Genomic DNA, 13,765 nt, shown 5'->3' on the forward strand with positions numbered 1-13,765 from the left:
GATTAAGATGTTAATAGTTCATTCTCCTTTCCTTTACATTTAACCCTACATAACAGAGTTTTTACTGAAGGATGAAGTGTCAGCGATGCAAGAGCAGGTGAAGATACCATACATATAAACCAGTACAGCAATACAACACATGTTTTAATCAGTAGTTATACGTGCTACTCAAAAAAACTCAACAGGCATCTGACTTAATCCTAGATTCTGATGCAGCAAGCTTATAGCCTTTGACATTTATTCCTATTTTTATTTAATTTAAGAATTTGCTGACTCTGTATCCAAGTTTTCTGACATTTTTAATCCTTGATAGTACCGTTTGAGAAGTATCATCCAGGTATGTACATCCTTTTTTGCTCATTCAAAGGTAAGATAAATCTAAACTGGAAAATGCTCCATTAATCTGTTTAAGGCAATACTAAAATCCAAAGTGCAATCTAAAATTGTGTAAGAAGATGTTTATCAAACCTATATTCTATAATAATAGTTATACTTACTAAAGTATTTATCAAAATACTTTAATAATTATCAAGATATATCCCATATAGGAGATTAATTTATGATTATAACTACCACTGATGTAATTCAAGGAGCCGTGATTGAGTCATATTTAGGCATTGTGACAGCAGAAGTAGTCTACGGCAGCAATTTCTTGCGGGATTTTTTGGCTAGTATTCGAGATATTATCGGTGGACGCACTGCTAGCTATGAGCGTCTATTTGAGCAGGGTCAACGCAAGGCACTAGAAGAATTAGAACAACGCGCACAACGTTTAGGAGCAAATGCTGTAATTGGGATTGAAATTGATACTGGCACAATAAATATTGACCAGTCAGGAGTGCTTTTGCTGATTACTGCTACAGGCACTGCTGTGAGGATGCGTTAGTTTTTGATGATTTTTACTTTTGACAATCATTACCTAATTGCATACATAGTTAAAGCTACTTTTTGATAACTAGGTAATAGTTGTATTTTAGATTAATAATTTTTATATGGAAAATTTAGAAAATAATCCATAACTAAATACTAAATTATATTAAAAATTGTTAAATAAAGTTTGTTTTTTTTATAGCTAAAGATATACCTATTAAATCTTTCTATTGATAGAGATTAAAGCAGAACATTTAGTTATTTAATTTGAAGCATAAAGATGAATATACCCGAGCAAGGAACTTTGCTGAAACAGCACTGGAGAACATAAGCGATGTCATACGTAAATCGAACAGGCAATGAGGTTATATCTACTGATACTGGGGTAGCTGGTAGAGTAGCTGAATATCACGATCGTGTTCGCTGGGGGCCAATTATTGCTGGTTTGTTGGTTTCTTTGGCTACACAATTAATTTTGAGTTCTATCATTGCTGCGGTTGCGGCAGGCACAGTTGCAGGTTCAGGTGCACCCAGAACAATTGCTCCTAACGCTGCGGGTAATGCGGGGCTTTGGTCAACTATCGCTTTACTAATTTCCCTATTTACTGGTGGTTGGGTTACAGCCCGTGCTTGTGGGCCGATGAACCGTAATACAGCTCTTCTTAACGGCGCAATTCTTTGGGCAACGACTTTGGCAGTTAGCTCATGGCTTTTAGCAAGTGGAGTATCTGGTGCTTTTGGTGTTGCTGCTTCTAACGCCGGAGAAGTCATAAACCAGGTACAACAGCAAGGTGGTGTTAATGTACCACAAGCAAACATCAGTGCCCAACAAGCTCGTGAAACGGCAGCTAATATACGTTCGGGATTGTGGTGGTTTGTGTTTGGTTCTTTATTGGGTTTAATAGCCTCAATGATTGGAGCCGTAACTGGCGCTCGTACTCCTCGGACTAACACTTACACTCCTTAAATAATTATTTGAAAAATCAAATGTTATTTATTTTTAAATAAAAGCACCTTAAAAAAGGTGTTTTTTGTTTATTATTTAAGGTTGGCGTTTGTAGCGTCCAATTAATTCTGCTGTTACCAAAATATTTGTCCTAGTGGATCGAGGTCATCAACCGACAATTAATACTATGCTTTATGTTGCGAAGTACTTAAAAGGTTCTCGCTCCAATATTAGACTTTAAGCAAAATTGCTTGTCTGTGAATATCGCGCTTCTAAGAAACATTTCTGTTTTTTAAAAGTGCGATATTTTTATGGTTATTTTTTCTAAGTAAATGCAACGAAAATTTTACTACTGCAAATCACCATTTCAGATATGAACTTTCAATTCCCTGCTCACGTCGAATTTTGCCATCTTTTTCAAACCAGGCAATTACTTGCTGTGCTGTCAAATTTTCAATATCAACACCGTACTCTTGAGCAATATGCTTTAAAAGCTTCAGTGATGAAATTGTCAATCTTGTTAAAAACTTTTCTGGGGAAGACAACAAGGCAGCATCTACTTTTGCTGACTCTTCTAGAGTTAAAAATTGTGCTGATGGTTGCTGTGGTGGTACGTCCATAAATGAAAAAATAAAATACTATCTCAAAGTTAGTTAGGTATTGGACATTAGTTATTAAAAAAAGGACAAATGACTAATGGCGAACTTGTACTAAATAGCCACAACGGTGTTCGCCATCAATAATCCAGTGGGTGCGTTTTACGGTACAATCAGGTAAGACGGCTGCAAACATTTCTAATTCATGACCACAGATGCTGGGGAAAGACTCGGCAACGTTGGAAATAGCGCAGTTATGCTCCATTAAGATAAAGCGATCGCTCTCAAAGCAGTCATTCGCATCAACAGGGTGATACTCCGCCATGAAGCCTTCCGCTTTTCTCAACTCGACTAAGTTGGCTACACGTTCCCGCAGTGAACCGCTACCTACGCGATCGCGGTATTCTAGTGCTTTGCGCTCCCACTGTTTCTGTAAAATCCATTTGAATTGCTCGTGTCCTACCGTTTCGGCTAAGGTGTCTAGCAGCGAAACCGCAAAATTTCCATGGCCATCACCAAAGCGATCGCTCATTGTTCGGTGCAAGCGATCGCGTCCCTGGCGACTCAGTTGATAAAGGTGCTGCGGACGCCCCATCCCCGCCGCCTGCGCTGATGTCGAATACAAAACTAGCCCTTCCGTCTCCAAATCTTTGAGATGGCGACGAATCGCTTGAGGGGTAACGTCTAAAAGTTCAGCTAGCTCCAAAGCCGTTGCTTTTTCGTGTTTGTGCAGATATTCTAGGATATCTTGCTTGGTTGAGGACTGGTGGGTAGTCGCCATCTTATAGTTGATGCAAGACGTTCAGCGAACGTCCCAAAAATTTCTTTGAAAATTTGACTTTGACAACATTGTTGTTGTTAATTTAGCGTAAAATGAAGATAAGTTAAACAACATAGCTGTTGTTTTATTATCCACTATTATTCTAGCAGCCGTGTAACCATTCCGTAACGTGATATGGGAATCGGTTAGCCACAGTCCGCCTCCCATCCTAAAAGAGTTCTGAACAAGAGAGATTATTACTGATGAGTGCCACTGTCAAAACCTTAGTCAACCAACCCTACAAGTACGGCTTTGTCACCGATATTGAAGCCGACACTATTCCGCGTGGACTAGACGAGGACGTTGTTCGCTTGATCTCCTCTAAAAAGAACGAGCCGCAGTTCATGCTGGACTTTCGCCTCAAGGCTTATCGCCAGTGGCAAAAAATGACTGAACCAACTTGGCCAAACGTCAAGTATCCGCCAATAAATTATCAGGATATCATTTATTACTCAGCGCCGAAACGCAAGAAAGAAAAACTAAACAGCTTGGATGAAGTCGATCCAACCCTTTTAGAAACCTTTGAGAAGTTAGGCATTTCCCTATCTGAACAGAAGCGACTGGCAAACGTCGCCGTCGATGCGATTTTCGATAGCGTCTCTGTCGCCACCACATTTAAAGAGAAGCTAGCGGAAGATGGCGTTATTTTCTGCTCGTTTTCGGAAGCGTTGCAAGAACACCCAGAATTAATCAAAAAATACCTGGGTAGCGTTGTTCCTATCGCTGACAACTATTTTGCTGCCTTGAACGCCGCCGTATTTAGTGATGGTTCCTTTGTCTACATTCCTAAAGGCGTGAAATGCCCAATGGAACTGTCTACCTACTTCCGCATCAACTCAGGTGATACGGGACAATTTGAGCGGACTTTGATTGTCGCCGAAGAAGGTAGTTATGTTTCTTACCTCGAAGGTTGCACTGCACCAATGTATGACAGTAACCAGCTGCACGCCGCCGTTGTGGAACTCGTCGCCCTAGATAACGCCGAAATTAAATACTCCACCGTCCAAAACTGGTACGCTGGCGATGCCAATGGTAAAGGCGGTATTTACAACTTTGTCACCAAGCGCGGTTTGTGTCAGGGCGTAAATTCCAAGATTTCCTGGACTCAAGTAGAAACAGGTTCGGCAATTACTTGGAAATATCCCAGCTGTGTGTTGGTGGGTGATAACTCTGTGGGTGAGTTTTACTCGGTGGCGCTGACAAATCACATGCAGCAAGCCGATACTGGCAGTAAGATGATTCACGTAGGTAAGAATACTCGCAGTACAATAATTTCAAAAGGAATCTCCGCAGGTAAATCCAGCAATAGCTACCGGGGTTTGGTGAAAGTTAACCCGACGGCAAAAGGGGCAAGAAATTATTCCCAGTGTGACTCGATGCTGATTGGGGATAATGCCCATGCAAACACTTTCCCTTATATCCAGGTGCAAAATAACACTGGCAAGGTGGAGCATGAAGCTTCTACTTCCAAGATTGGGGAAGATCAGTTATTTTACTTCGCTCAACGGGGTATTTCTTCAGAAGATGCTATTTCGATGATGATTAGCGGCTTCTGTAAGGATGTTTTCAATCAGCTACCGATGGAGTTTGCTGTGGAAGCTGATAAGTTGTTGAGTTTGAAGTTGGAAGGCAGTGTTGGATAGCGCTTGTACTCAGCATAGTGCTGGAAAATCGCTACGAACTGAAAAGATTAACGCTTGTAGTCAGCACTTTAGCGCTGGAGAAAAGCGCTAAAGCCGCTACTACGAACTAAAAAAGAAGAGAGACAACATGATTATTGAAAATAGTGAAATTGTGCTGTCAGTAAGGGATCTGACGGCTAATGTTGATGGGACACCAATTTTGAAAGGTGTGAATCTTGAGGTGCGATCAGGTGAAATTCATGCGATTATGGGGCCGAATGGTTCTGGTAAGAGTACTTTTTCTAAAGTGTTGGCTGGGCATCCAGCATATCAGGTGACTGGCGGTGAGGTGATTTTCCAGGGGCAAAATTTACTGGAATTGGAACCGGAAGAACGAGCCAGAAGTGGTGTATTTTTAGCGTTTCAGTATCCGTTAGAAATTCCGGGTGTGAGCAATTTAGATTTCTTGCGGGTGGCGTACAATTCTCGCCGCAAGGCGCAAGGTTTAGAGGAAATAGACGCTTTTGATTTTGACGATTTGATTGAGGAAAAGCTGGATGTGGTAAAAATGAATCCCAGTTTTCTCAGTCGGAGTTTGAATGAAGGGTTTTCTGGTGGCGAGAAGAAGCGGAATGAAATTCTGCAAATGGCGCTGCTAGAACCAAAGTTGGGAATTTTGGATGAGACAGATTCAGGTTTGGATATTGACGCGCTCAGAATTGTGGCTAATGGGGTAAATCAATTGGCAAGTCCAGAAAATGCCACAATTTTGATTACTCACTATCAACGCTTACTCGATTATATTGTGCCTGATTTTGTGCATGTGATGGCACAGGGGCAGATTATCACCAGTGGTGGTAAGGAACTGGCATTAAAATTGGAGTCTGGCGGTTATGATTGGGTGCTAGCAGAATTTGCAGCTGCTGAGGTGGGTGTGTAATGAGTATTCAAGTATCTCAAAGTCAGGCTTCCAACACCTTGGTAAATGGAGATCCTTACCTGAGTGAGTTGTTAAATCAATTTCAGGGATTGATTTTCGAGGAAGTTCCTCAGCCAGAAACATTTGCTTGGTTACAAGAAGTGCGCGATCGCGCTGCTAATTTTGTCCGTCACTCAACTATCCCCACTACTCGTGAGGAAGAATGGCGATTTACTGATTTGTCGTCTCTACGGCAAGTAAAATTCAATGTAGAGACACGAGAGTTTTGGTCTATAAAATTTGATATCACACAACTGACTTTACCAGAAGCTGTTGATAGTAGGTTGGTGTTTGTCAACGGAGTTTTTGCGCCGGATCTGTCATCTGTTGCAGATTTGCCAGAAGGTATATGGGTGGAAGATTTAGCTGGATTTCCTTTAGAATATCGCTCTCGCCTACAGAATTATTATTCAGTCCAAGAACAGGGTACGCAAGAAGTCTTCACTGCGTTGAATACTGCTGCTTTCACAAATGCATCTGTAGTATGGGTGGGAAAAAATGTTGTCGTAGAAACGCCAATTCATTTACTATTCCTGTCTATTCCTGGTAATTCACCGATACTATCACAACCTCGTTCTTTAGTAGTGGCTGAATCTGGTAGTAGTGTTACGCTCATTGAAGATTATCTCTATCAACCAACAAACATAGAAGATCCAGATCAAATAGAACTTGGGGAAGTAGTTCACTTTACTAACGCAGTTACAGAAATCTGGATTGAGGAAAATGCCCAGGTTAACCATACGCGAATTCAGCGAGAAAGTGCAGAGGCTTTTCATATTGGTAAAACATTTGTCTCGCAAGCTCGTGATAGTCGATATACAAGTCATGCCATAAATTTAGGTGCGAAGTTGTCGCGGCATAATTTAGAAATTTTGCAAACTGGTGAGCAGACAGAAACTACTCTCAATGCTTTGACGGTGATTTCTGGTAAGCAGTTAGGGGATACTCACAGTGCGATCGCACTAAATTATCCTCACGGTACAAGCGATCAATTGCATAAATGTATTGTAGGCGATCGCGCTCATGCGGTGTTCAATGGTAAAGTTCTTGTACCCAAACCAGCGCAGTTGACAAATGCAGCCCAGTTGAATCGCAATTTGCTACTATCATCGAAAGCCAGAGTTGATACCAAACCACAATTAGAAATTACAGCAGATAATGTCAAATGCGCTCACGGTGCTACCGTTAGCCAATTAGAAGATGATGAAATATTCTATCTGCAAAGTCGGGGAATTGATGAAAATGATGCTCGGAAGTTGTTAATTAACGCCTTCGCTGCTGAAGTCATCAACCAAATACCAGTTCCTTCTCTACGAGAAATCCTGTTAAACACAGTCAATAATCTTAAGTCCCTGACCAATGACTAATGACTAATGACTAATAACTAATCTACCAATGACTTTAACCCCTACCAAAACCCTTGCCGATAAAGTTCGCGCTGACTTCCCGATATTGCATCAGGAAGTTAACGATAAACCTTTAGTTTATCTCGATAATGCTGCGACATCGCAAAAGCCTTTGTTTGTATTAAATACCCTACGGGATTACTACGAGCAATATAATGCTAACGTGCATCGCGGTGCTCATATCCTGAGTGCTAAAGCTACTGATGCTTATGAAGGTGCTAGAGATAAAGTTGCCAAATTCATTAATGCTGCATCGCGTCAGGAAATCGTCTACACCCGCAATGCAAGTGAGGCGATTAACCTAGTAGCTTATAGTTGGGGAATGAATAATTTGCAGCCGGAAGATGAGATTATTCTTTCGGTGATGGAACACCACAGTAATATTGTGCCTTGGCAATTGGTGGCGCAAAAAACGGGTGCAGTACTGAAATTTGTAGAATTAACACCAGAAGAAACTTTTGATTTAGAACAGTTTAAAAAACTGATTTCTGACAAAACAAAGTTGGTGTCAGTGGTGCATATTTCTAATGCTTTGGGTTGCATTAACCCAGTGAAAGAAATTGGTGCGATCGCTCACAGCTACGGTGCTAAATTCTTAGTTGATGCTTGCCAAAGCGTACCCCATTTCCCTGTCGATGTGCAGCAGATAGATTGTGATTGGTTGGTAGCATCTGGTCACAAAATGTGCGCCCCAACTGGGATAGGATTTCTGTATGGCAAGTTAAAATTGCTAGAATCAATGCCACCATTTTTTGGCGGTGGTGAGATGATTGCAGAGGTGTTTTTAGACCATTCCACCTATGCAGAATTACCGCATAAATTTGAAGCTGGTACACCTGCAATTGGGGAAGCGATCGCACTTGGGGCTGCGATAGATTATCTTAGCAGTATCGGCATGGATAAAATCCACGCCTACGAAGCAGAATTAACAGCTTATTTGTTCCAACAATTAGAGCAAATTCCCCAAATTAGAATTTACGGCCCCAAACCAAATGCGAAAGGTGAAGGTAGAGCCGCTCTTGCGTCATTCACAGCCGGGGAAGTCCACGCTAACGACTTATCTACATTATTAGATCAAGAAGGCGTTGCTATCCGTTCTGGACACCACTGTACTCAACCATTACACCGTTACTTAGGTCTTGCTGCAACCGCACGAGCAAGTCTATCTTTCTACAACACCCGCGAAGAAATTGATATTTTCATCAAAGCACTGAAAGAAACCCTGGAATTTTTTGCGGGTTTCCTTGCTTAAAGTTACAAAATATTCAGATCCTAATTGTGCCGATTATCAGCAACATAACTTGCTAATACTTGGCACAATTTAATTATTTGGATTTTTGGTTTTTTTATCCCTCTTCTGTCAGTCTCCGGAAACATTTGCCATTTCTGAATTCTAGAGCTTTTGTATAGCAAGCGTAGGCGTAGCCCGCCGCAGGCATCGCACGATTCTTTTCTAATAACAAATCCAAGACCAATTTTTTTCTAATAGTATAGCTTGTATTGATTGCCTCATCAGGCTTCTAGCGATCGCCCTCCCGGAAAGTGACAGAAGAGGGATAGTTAACAAAAGAGCGATCACCTTGCAAAAACCTCAAAAATAAAGCGTAGACGCACAGCGGCAAGTCGAGTGACATCGCCTGTTGTGAAAAAGGAGCGATGTCTACGACGGGCTACGCCTACGCTTTACAGAAAATCTCAGAAACAAAGCGTAGATGCGTAGCGGCAAGTCGAGTGACATCGCCTTGCAGAAAACCTCTAAAACAAAGCGTAGACGTGTAGCGGCAAGTCGAGTGACATTGCTCGTAATTATAGTGTTAGGTTCGCGTCTGCCAAGATTTTGGATCTCTGCGACCATGAAAAATTGCCGTCACTATTACTCGACTCGACACAATCCGATAGTATATAGCATAGGGAAATCACTACACTATTGCTCGTCGAATATCACCGTAGACAATTACATAGGATTCTGGCATCTGAGAAATTCGATTCACCGTTTCGTCTACACAGTCTAAAAACTCGTCACCCAGACCGAGTTTCTGACTCTCGTACCAACTGTGTGCATCATTGAGTTCTTCTCGAACCTCTGGGCGAAATACCAGGACATAATTCATTGCTGCCTCTTAATTGATGCTTTGATTTCCTCCCAAGTCAGTACATTATTTGGATTTGAATTATAGTCAGAAGTTCGACGATCGAGTTCTTGCTTTTGTGCATCGGTTAAATCAGGGTAAACTTGCTCCGCAGCGATAGTATCCCAAATTGCCTGTACAATACGGATTCTATCTTCAACACTGAGAGTTGCGATTTCGTTCAAAGTAGCTGTGATATCCATACTGATTAACTTGGAGTGAGGAAGCAACTGGTACACCTTAAATATAGCGGACAAGATTTTGTCCATCCTAATTGAACGCTGTATATGTTTTGCTGCTCAACAGAGCGATGTCTACGACGGGCTACGCCTACGCTTTGCAGAAAACCTCAAAAACAAGGCAATTGTCTGTTGTGTAACAGTGTGCGATCGCCTTTCAGAAAACCTCAAAAACAAAGCGTAGACGCGTAGTGCAAAGCCGGAGACTCCGAAAGCTCCGGGCAAGTCGAGTGACATCGCCTGTATGGAAGAGTGAGTGCGATCGCAATAGTTATTCTGAAAAACAAACAGATATCAAGCCTGTCTACGTTTATTTGTAAAATAAAGAAATGCAATCTGTCTATGTATATTTGACTTAGAATCCAGAGAAATAGAAAAATTTAAACTTGAATATTCCCATAAAAATGCCAAAGGCGAATGCACTTTAGCAAAAAATATATTTGGAATGGTTGACTCTAAGTATTGATTACTTTATCGGCAGCAACAGTTAAGATTTCATCCATCCAAGCATTTATGCTTTTGCCAGCCTTTTTAGCAGCAATAAATATTTTGCGGTGGTGTTCTGGAGTTGTGCGGAATGGAAGTTTACCAGAGAATGGTTTATCAGGCTCCTCTCCTAGTTCTTCACAAAAAGCAAGATAATCATCAACAGAAATTTGGAATTCTTGACGCGCTTCATCTACAGTTTTTGCCTTAAAGGTAATCACATCATTAATATCTAGGACTTGACCAAAAATTATTCCCGCCTCTACATCTACTTCTACACTAGCTGTGTATCCTTTATAAGTCATCATATTTCAATTCCTACCTTAATCAAAAATTCTCTAACAGATTTGACTGCTCCTTTATCTGTCTCATTTTGAGGATGCGGTTCGTGAAAAACAGCTTTCACATCATTTAATTTCACACGAACCCGCGAACCTCTACCTTGAGTCATATCAGCACCTAAAGCTATGAATAAACTTTCAATATCTTTCCAAAGAATATTAGATGGTACAGGATTTGTAAAAATTAACTCTAAAATCTGACGTTGTTTGTTGTTAAGAGCCATTTAATCAATACAATTACAGCCATTTTTTAGTTAAGTTGAGTATAACCATTATTTCAATGATATCATAATATGATATCATTAAAAATATAAAAGCGATCGCTTATCCCTACATTCCTAATAAGCGATGTCTACGCCTTTAGTAGACATCGCCTGTTGTGGAAGAATGTGCGATCGCTTTGTAGAAAACCTCAAAAATAAAGCGATCGCTTGTTGTAGAAGAGTAAGCGATCGCTTTGCAGAAAATCTCAAAAACAAGGCAATTGTCTGTTGTCAAAGAGTGAGTGCGATCGCCTTGCAAAAAACCTCAAAAATAAATGTCATGACTCTTGTTTTGTTATTCAGTTACCAAATCGCTTCAATATTTAAAATAAACCCCTGTAAAACATCTTCTCCTGACAAAGTAACAGGCGATTCCAACACCTCAACTTCTTGTCCTTGCCGATAAATCCCCACTTGCTGGGATTTACGATTAATTAACCAACCCAAACGCACACCATTATCTATGTATTCTCTCATCTTTTCTTGAGCAACTTTCAAACTATCACTTGGCGAAAGTAACTCAACGACAAAATCAGGACAAAGCGGTATAAATTTTGTTTGTTGTTCGCCAGTTAGTGCATTCCAGCGTTCCAGTCTCAGCCAAGAAGCATCAGGTGAACGGTCTGCGCCATTGGGAAGTTTAAAACCTGTGGAGGAATCAAAGGCAATACCAGTGCCATCTTGATCTGACCAATTAAATAACTGTTGATTTAATCTACCATTGCGATTTCCGGTTTCTCCCCCAGTGGGTGGCATGATAATTAATTCTCCCGTTGCAGTGCGTTCAAATTTCAAGTCACGGTTTGCCTGACATAGATTAAAAAATTGTTCATCTGTCAGTTCTAATACTGGTTTGAGATTGATTGTTAAGGCGTTCATAAGCAGAATTAGAGTATAAAGCCAAGAAGCTACTTATTTTATGATGGCATGATACAAAGCGATCGCTTGTGTGGAAGATTAGCGCGATCGCTTTGCAGAAAATCTCAAAAACAAGGCAATTGTCTGTTGTGTAACAGTGTGTGATCGCCTTAGTATTATCAATCAAGCAGGTATTAAACGCTGTTTCAGTTTAGGAGTTGGACGATCTGATTCAATTTCTGCCTTGACTAATCAATTTTGATTATATCTTTAAACTCTTCTAGTGTTGGTATAGGTTTTATTCTGTGTATTATACGGTGACAATTAGAACATAAAACAGTAAAGTCAGTTGAAGGGTTTAGCTGAACTTTCGTTTTTTCTAGAGTTGCAATCGGTACTAGATGATGAGCTTCTATGTAATTCTTACCTATATTGCCATATTTCATCTCAAAATCAAAACCGCAAGCTTTGCATATATATCCATGTATTTCTTTAGCTCTATTACACAAAGCTTGATTTATTTCTACTCTTTTATGGATTTTATACTTTGTTAAATCTTCAAACCAAACTTTTTCAGAATCTAATTCAATATCCTGAGTATCTAAAGGTTGGTTTTCGATTAATTCTTCATAAATTTTGATAAAAAATAATAAATCTTTGACTAGTTTATCTGAGTCTGGCAAACTTGTTTTTGGATAATAAACAGCTAGTATATTACCAGAATGGTATGCTTGACCTAATCTTCGAGCGGTAGTTTCTTTGGGAATTGCTTCAAGCTTAAGATCAATATTTTCAGAATATTTATTATGTCGGTCGATATAATTTTCCTAAAAGTTTTTGCTCTTTCTTGTAATATATCTTTTGCACCTCCAAGTCCATAACTTTTTTTCAAAGATGCTGTACCTTGATTCAAAGATAGATAAACACCAGAACAATCTGCCTGAAACAAATAGACAAGGAAAAATCCAAATCTCACACTTTCTGTGACCAGCTTATTAAAAACAGCTATCCAAGGGATATTTGCCCATGATCCATTTCCTGCTGAAGCTTGTATACTATATATTTCAGGCAGGTTTAGAGAATTATCTAACAACTTTGGAACATCATTTTTTAAATATCTTGGGAAATTATGGTTTTTGAATTTTTCTTGGTTTACTATTGGATATTCATATAATAATTTTTCAATAGTTTGTTTGAGCATTTATATTTATTCAATTAGATTATAAATTTTTATCAATTTAGATTGATATCATGTCCGGTTAAAGACTTATCATTAAGGCAGCAGAGGAGCAGGGTGGCAGAGGGGCAGAGGGGAAGGGTTTTTGGGTTTCTGCATAGATTCGGAAATCATAACTAATTAGCCGGACTTGATATGAAATGTTAAGGTAGGCATTTTGCTTGCCCTATAAGGACTATTCTATTCCTTCAATCCGGTCTTTAACCTCTTGGTACAAATCACGTCGGCCATCTAAGATTCTTCACAATTTCTTCTAAACCAATGTCATGACTTGCTCATATTCTTCTTTATGGCTTTGCAAAGCATCCCAAAGCTCAACTTTTTGCTGAAGATTAAGCCAAAGTCTTGGCCCATTTCCTAAAGCTTTACCAAGACGTATTGCTATATCTACTGTAATTGGTCTTTGACCATTAATAATTTCTTGGATTGTTTGATTAGATACTCCTAAAATTTCTGCAAACTTTGCGGTATTAATATCTAAATCATCTAAAATATCTGCAATTACTTCGCCAGGATGTATTGGTCTTACTAATCTATTATCAGTAATATCTTGCCAATTATCCATAATTAATACTTTTTATTTAAGAATTTGCTCAACTTTACTTAGCATTGTCTAGCCAATCAATATCATATTAACACAGGAGTTAATGATAATCTTCAAGATTGACATCATAAGCATCACCATTTTCAAATGTAAAAGTTATACGCCAGTTTGCTGATATTTTTATTGACCAAGTTCCTTTTTTGTCTCCTTTTAATTCATGCAAATCATAACCCGGTAATCTAATATCTTCTATAATTAACGCTGAATCTATAACTTCAAGTCTGATTCTAATTTTCTTTTCTAAGTTTGCAGGAACTCCTTTATTAAAGTTTTCTCTAAACAAATTTTCTAATGCTTTATTTTGAAATGTTTGAATCATTTATATTTCATTTGTTAACCTTATCTCATTGTTAAGGCAGGCATAACGCC

The 13,765-nt window shown here is 39.5% G+C and carries 19 protein-coding genes; 7 read left to right on the forward strand and 12 right to left on the reverse strand.

Annotation, left to right across the window (positions count from 1 at the left end; translation table 11 throughout):
* Positions 1–559 precede the first annotated feature (559 nt).
* Together ACFE93_RS15875 and ACFE93_RS15880 are read left to right on the forward strand one after the other, a co-directional pair.
* On the forward strand, positions 560–886 hold the full coding sequence (locus ACFE93_RS15875; protein WP_375474202.1) for a YbjQ family protein: 327 nt from the start codon (positions 560–562) through the stop codon (positions 884–886).
* A gap of 318 nt (positions 887–1,204) precedes the next feature.
* Entirely contained in the window at positions 1,205–1,837 is a 633-nt protein-coding gene (locus tag ACFE93_RS15880) for a hypothetical protein (RefSeq protein WP_375474203.1), read from the forward strand.
* A 338-nt stretch (positions 1,838–2,175) separates the two neighbouring features.
* Here the strand turns inward: ACFE93_RS15880 and ACFE93_RS15885 are convergent, their stop codons facing one another.
* Both ACFE93_RS15885 and sufR read right to left on the reverse strand, forming a co-directional pair.
* Positions 2,176–2,436, reverse strand: coding sequence for a hypothetical protein (locus ACFE93_RS15885; protein ID WP_375474204.1), 261 nt, complete (start codon positions 2,434–2,436; stop codon positions 2,176–2,178).
* Positions 2,437–2,509: 73 nt separating this feature from the next.
* Positions 2,510–3,193: an iron-sulfur cluster biosynthesis transcriptional regulator SufR gene (gene sufR, locus ACFE93_RS15890; RefSeq protein ID WP_375474205.1), complete on the reverse strand. Its 684-nt coding sequence runs from the start codon at positions 3,191–3,193 to the stop codon at positions 2,510–2,512.
* A 242-nt stretch (positions 3,194–3,435) separates the two neighbouring features.
* On the opposite strand from sufR, the gene sufB reads away from it, so the two are divergent.
* The 4 genes from sufB (at position 3,436) to ACFE93_RS15910 (ending at position 8,491) form a co-directional block, all read left to right on the forward strand.
* Entirely contained in the window at positions 3,436–4,875 is a 1,440-nt protein-coding gene (gene sufB / locus ACFE93_RS15895) for a Fe-S cluster assembly protein SufB (protein ID WP_375474206.1), read from the forward strand.
* A gap of 127 nt (positions 4,876–5,002) precedes the next feature.
* Entirely contained in the window at positions 5,003–5,794 is a 792-nt protein-coding gene (gene sufC, locus ACFE93_RS15900; protein WP_375474207.1) for a Fe-S cluster assembly ATPase SufC, read from the forward strand.
* On the forward strand, positions 5,794–7,200 hold the full coding sequence (sufD, locus tag ACFE93_RS15905) for a Fe-S cluster assembly protein SufD (RefSeq protein WP_375474208.1): 1,407 nt from the start codon (positions 5,794–5,796) through the stop codon (positions 7,198–7,200). Before sufC ends, sufD begins: the two co-directional genes overlap by 1 nt.
* A gap of 28 nt (positions 7,201–7,228) precedes the next feature.
* The gene (locus ACFE93_RS15910; protein ID WP_375474209.1) at positions 7,229–8,491 is read left to right on the forward strand and encodes a cysteine desulfurase; all 1,263 of its coding nucleotides are present in this window, start codon (positions 7,229–7,231) and stop codon (positions 8,489–8,491) included.
* 667 nt (positions 8,492–9,158) lie between these two features.
* Here ACFE93_RS15910 and ACFE93_RS15915 read toward each other — a convergent pair.
* Together ACFE93_RS15915 and ACFE93_RS15920 are read right to left on the reverse strand one after the other, a co-directional pair.
* A complete protein-coding gene (locus tag ACFE93_RS15915) occupies positions 9,159–9,350 on the reverse strand; it encodes a hypothetical protein (protein WP_375474210.1) in 192 nt (63 codons plus the stop codon).
* Positions 9,347–9,625 carry an addiction module protein gene (locus tag ACFE93_RS15920; RefSeq protein WP_375474211.1) on the reverse strand — a complete coding sequence of 93 codons (279 nt, stop codon included), beginning with the start codon at positions 9,623–9,625 and terminating at the stop codon, positions 9,347–9,349. Before ACFE93_RS15920 ends, ACFE93_RS15915 begins: the two co-directional genes overlap by 4 nt.
* Positions 9,626–9,629: 4 nt before the next feature.
* Here ACFE93_RS15920 and ACFE93_RS15925 point away from each other — a divergent pair, with 4 nt between their 5' ends.
* Positions 9,630–9,791, forward strand: coding sequence for a hypothetical protein (locus tag ACFE93_RS15925; RefSeq protein ID WP_375474212.1), 162 nt, complete (start codon positions 9,630–9,632; stop codon positions 9,789–9,791).
* Positions 9,792–10,062: 271 nt separating this feature from the next.
* Here ACFE93_RS15925 and ACFE93_RS15930 read toward each other — a convergent pair whose 3' ends face one another.
* The 8 genes from ACFE93_RS15930 to ACFE93_RS15965 form a co-directional block, all read right to left on the reverse strand.
* Positions 10,063–10,398, reverse strand: a complete 336-nt coding sequence (locus ACFE93_RS15930; protein WP_322731775.1) for a type II toxin-antitoxin system HicB family antitoxin — start codon at positions 10,396–10,398, stop codon at positions 10,063–10,065.
* Positions 10,398–10,658: a type II toxin-antitoxin system HicA family toxin gene (locus tag ACFE93_RS15935; RefSeq protein WP_375474213.1), complete on the reverse strand. Its 261-nt coding sequence runs from the start codon at positions 10,656–10,658 to the stop codon at positions 10,398–10,400. Before ACFE93_RS15935 ends, ACFE93_RS15930 begins: the two co-directional genes overlap by 1 nt.
* Positions 10,659–10,772: 114 nt before the next feature.
* Positions 10,773–10,907 carry a hypothetical protein gene (locus tag ACFE93_RS15940; RefSeq protein ID WP_375474214.1) on the reverse strand — a complete coding sequence of 45 codons (135 nt, stop codon included), beginning with the start codon at positions 10,905–10,907 and terminating at the stop codon, positions 10,773–10,775.
* 93 nt (positions 10,908–11,000) lie between these two features.
* Positions 11,001–11,576 carry a Uma2 family endonuclease gene (locus ACFE93_RS15945; RefSeq protein WP_375474215.1) on the reverse strand — a complete coding sequence of 192 codons (576 nt, stop codon included), beginning with the start codon at positions 11,574–11,576 and terminating at the stop codon, positions 11,001–11,003.
* Between the two features lie 227 nt (positions 11,577–11,803).
* Positions 11,804–12,373: an MrcB family domain-containing protein gene (locus ACFE93_RS15950; RefSeq protein ID WP_375474227.1), complete on the reverse strand. Its 570-nt coding sequence runs from the start codon at positions 12,371–12,373 to the stop codon at positions 11,804–11,806.
* Entirely contained in the window at positions 12,292–12,756 is a 465-nt protein-coding gene (locus tag ACFE93_RS15955; protein WP_375474216.1) for an MrcB family domain-containing protein, read from the reverse strand. The genes ACFE93_RS15950 and ACFE93_RS15955 overlap by 82 nt, the downstream gene beginning before the upstream one ends.
* Positions 12,757–13,045: 289 nt before the next feature.
* Entirely contained in the window at positions 13,046–13,357 is a 312-nt protein-coding gene (locus ACFE93_RS15960; protein ID WP_375474217.1) for a HigA family addiction module antitoxin, read from the reverse strand.
* A 79-nt stretch (positions 13,358–13,436) separates the two neighbouring features.
* Complete coding sequence (locus ACFE93_RS15965; protein WP_375474218.1) at positions 13,437–13,715, reverse strand: type II toxin-antitoxin system RelE/ParE family toxin; 279 nt, start codon at positions 13,713–13,715, stop codon at positions 13,437–13,439.
* Between the last annotated feature and the right edge of the window lie 50 nt (positions 13,716–13,765).

Origin of the sequence: uncultured Nostoc sp., assembly GCF_964247315.1 — a bacterium.
Taxonomy (GTDB): domain Bacteria; phylum Cyanobacteriota; class Cyanobacteriia; order Cyanobacteriales; family Nostocaceae; genus Nostoc.

Excerpts from the sequence above, each read along its gene's own strand:
- ACFE93_RS15875 (WP_375474202.1), top strand. The coding sequence starts at position 560 with ATGATTATAACTACCACTGATGTAATTCAAGGAGCCGTGATTGAGTCA.
- ACFE93_RS15880 (WP_375474203.1), top strand. The coding sequence starts at position 1,205 with ATGTCATACGTAAATCGAACAGGCAATGAGGTTATATCTACTGATACT.
- ACFE93_RS15885 (WP_375474204.1), bottom strand. The coding sequence starts at position 2,436 with ATGGACGTACCACCACAGCAACCATCAGCACAATTTTTAACTCTAGAA.
- sufR (WP_375474205.1), bottom strand. The coding sequence starts at position 3,193 with ATGGCGACTACCCACCAGTCCTCAACCAAGCAAGATATCCTAGAATAT.
- sufB (WP_375474206.1), top strand. The coding sequence starts at position 3,436 with ATGAGTGCCACTGTCAAAACCTTAGTCAACCAACCCTACAAGTACGGC.
- sufC (WP_375474207.1), top strand. The coding sequence starts at position 5,003 with ATGATTATTGAAAATAGTGAAATTGTGCTGTCAGTAAGGGATCTGACG.
- sufD (WP_375474208.1), top strand. The coding sequence starts at position 5,794 with ATGAGTATTCAAGTATCTCAAAGTCAGGCTTCCAACACCTTGGTAAAT.
- ACFE93_RS15910 (WP_375474209.1), top strand. The coding sequence starts at position 7,229 with ATGACTTTAACCCCTACCAAAACCCTTGCCGATAAAGTTCGCGCTGAC.
- ACFE93_RS15915 (WP_375474210.1), bottom strand. The coding sequence starts at position 9,350 with ATGAATTATGTCCTGGTATTTCGCCCAGAGGTTCGAGAAGAACTCAAT.
- ACFE93_RS15930 (WP_322731775.1), bottom strand. The coding sequence starts at position 10,398 with ATGACTTATAAAGGATACACAGCTAGTGTAGAAGTAGATGTAGAGGCG.
- ACFE93_RS15935 (WP_375474213.1), bottom strand. The coding sequence starts at position 10,658 with ATGGCTCTTAACAACAAACAACGTCAGATTTTAGAGTTAATTTTTACA.
- ACFE93_RS15945 (WP_375474215.1), bottom strand. The coding sequence starts at position 11,576 with ATGAACGCCTTAACAATCAATCTCAAACCAGTATTAGAACTGACAGAT.
- ACFE93_RS15955 (WP_375474216.1), bottom strand. The coding sequence starts at position 12,756 with ATGCTCAAACAAACTATTGAAAAATTATTATATGAATATCCAATAGTA.
- ACFE93_RS15960 (WP_375474217.1), bottom strand. The coding sequence starts at position 13,357 with ATGGATAATTGGCAAGATATTACTGATAATAGATTAGTAAGACCAATA.
- ACFE93_RS15965 (WP_375474218.1), bottom strand. The coding sequence starts at position 13,715 with ATGATTCAAACATTTCAAAATAAAGCATTAGAAAATTTGTTTAGAGAA.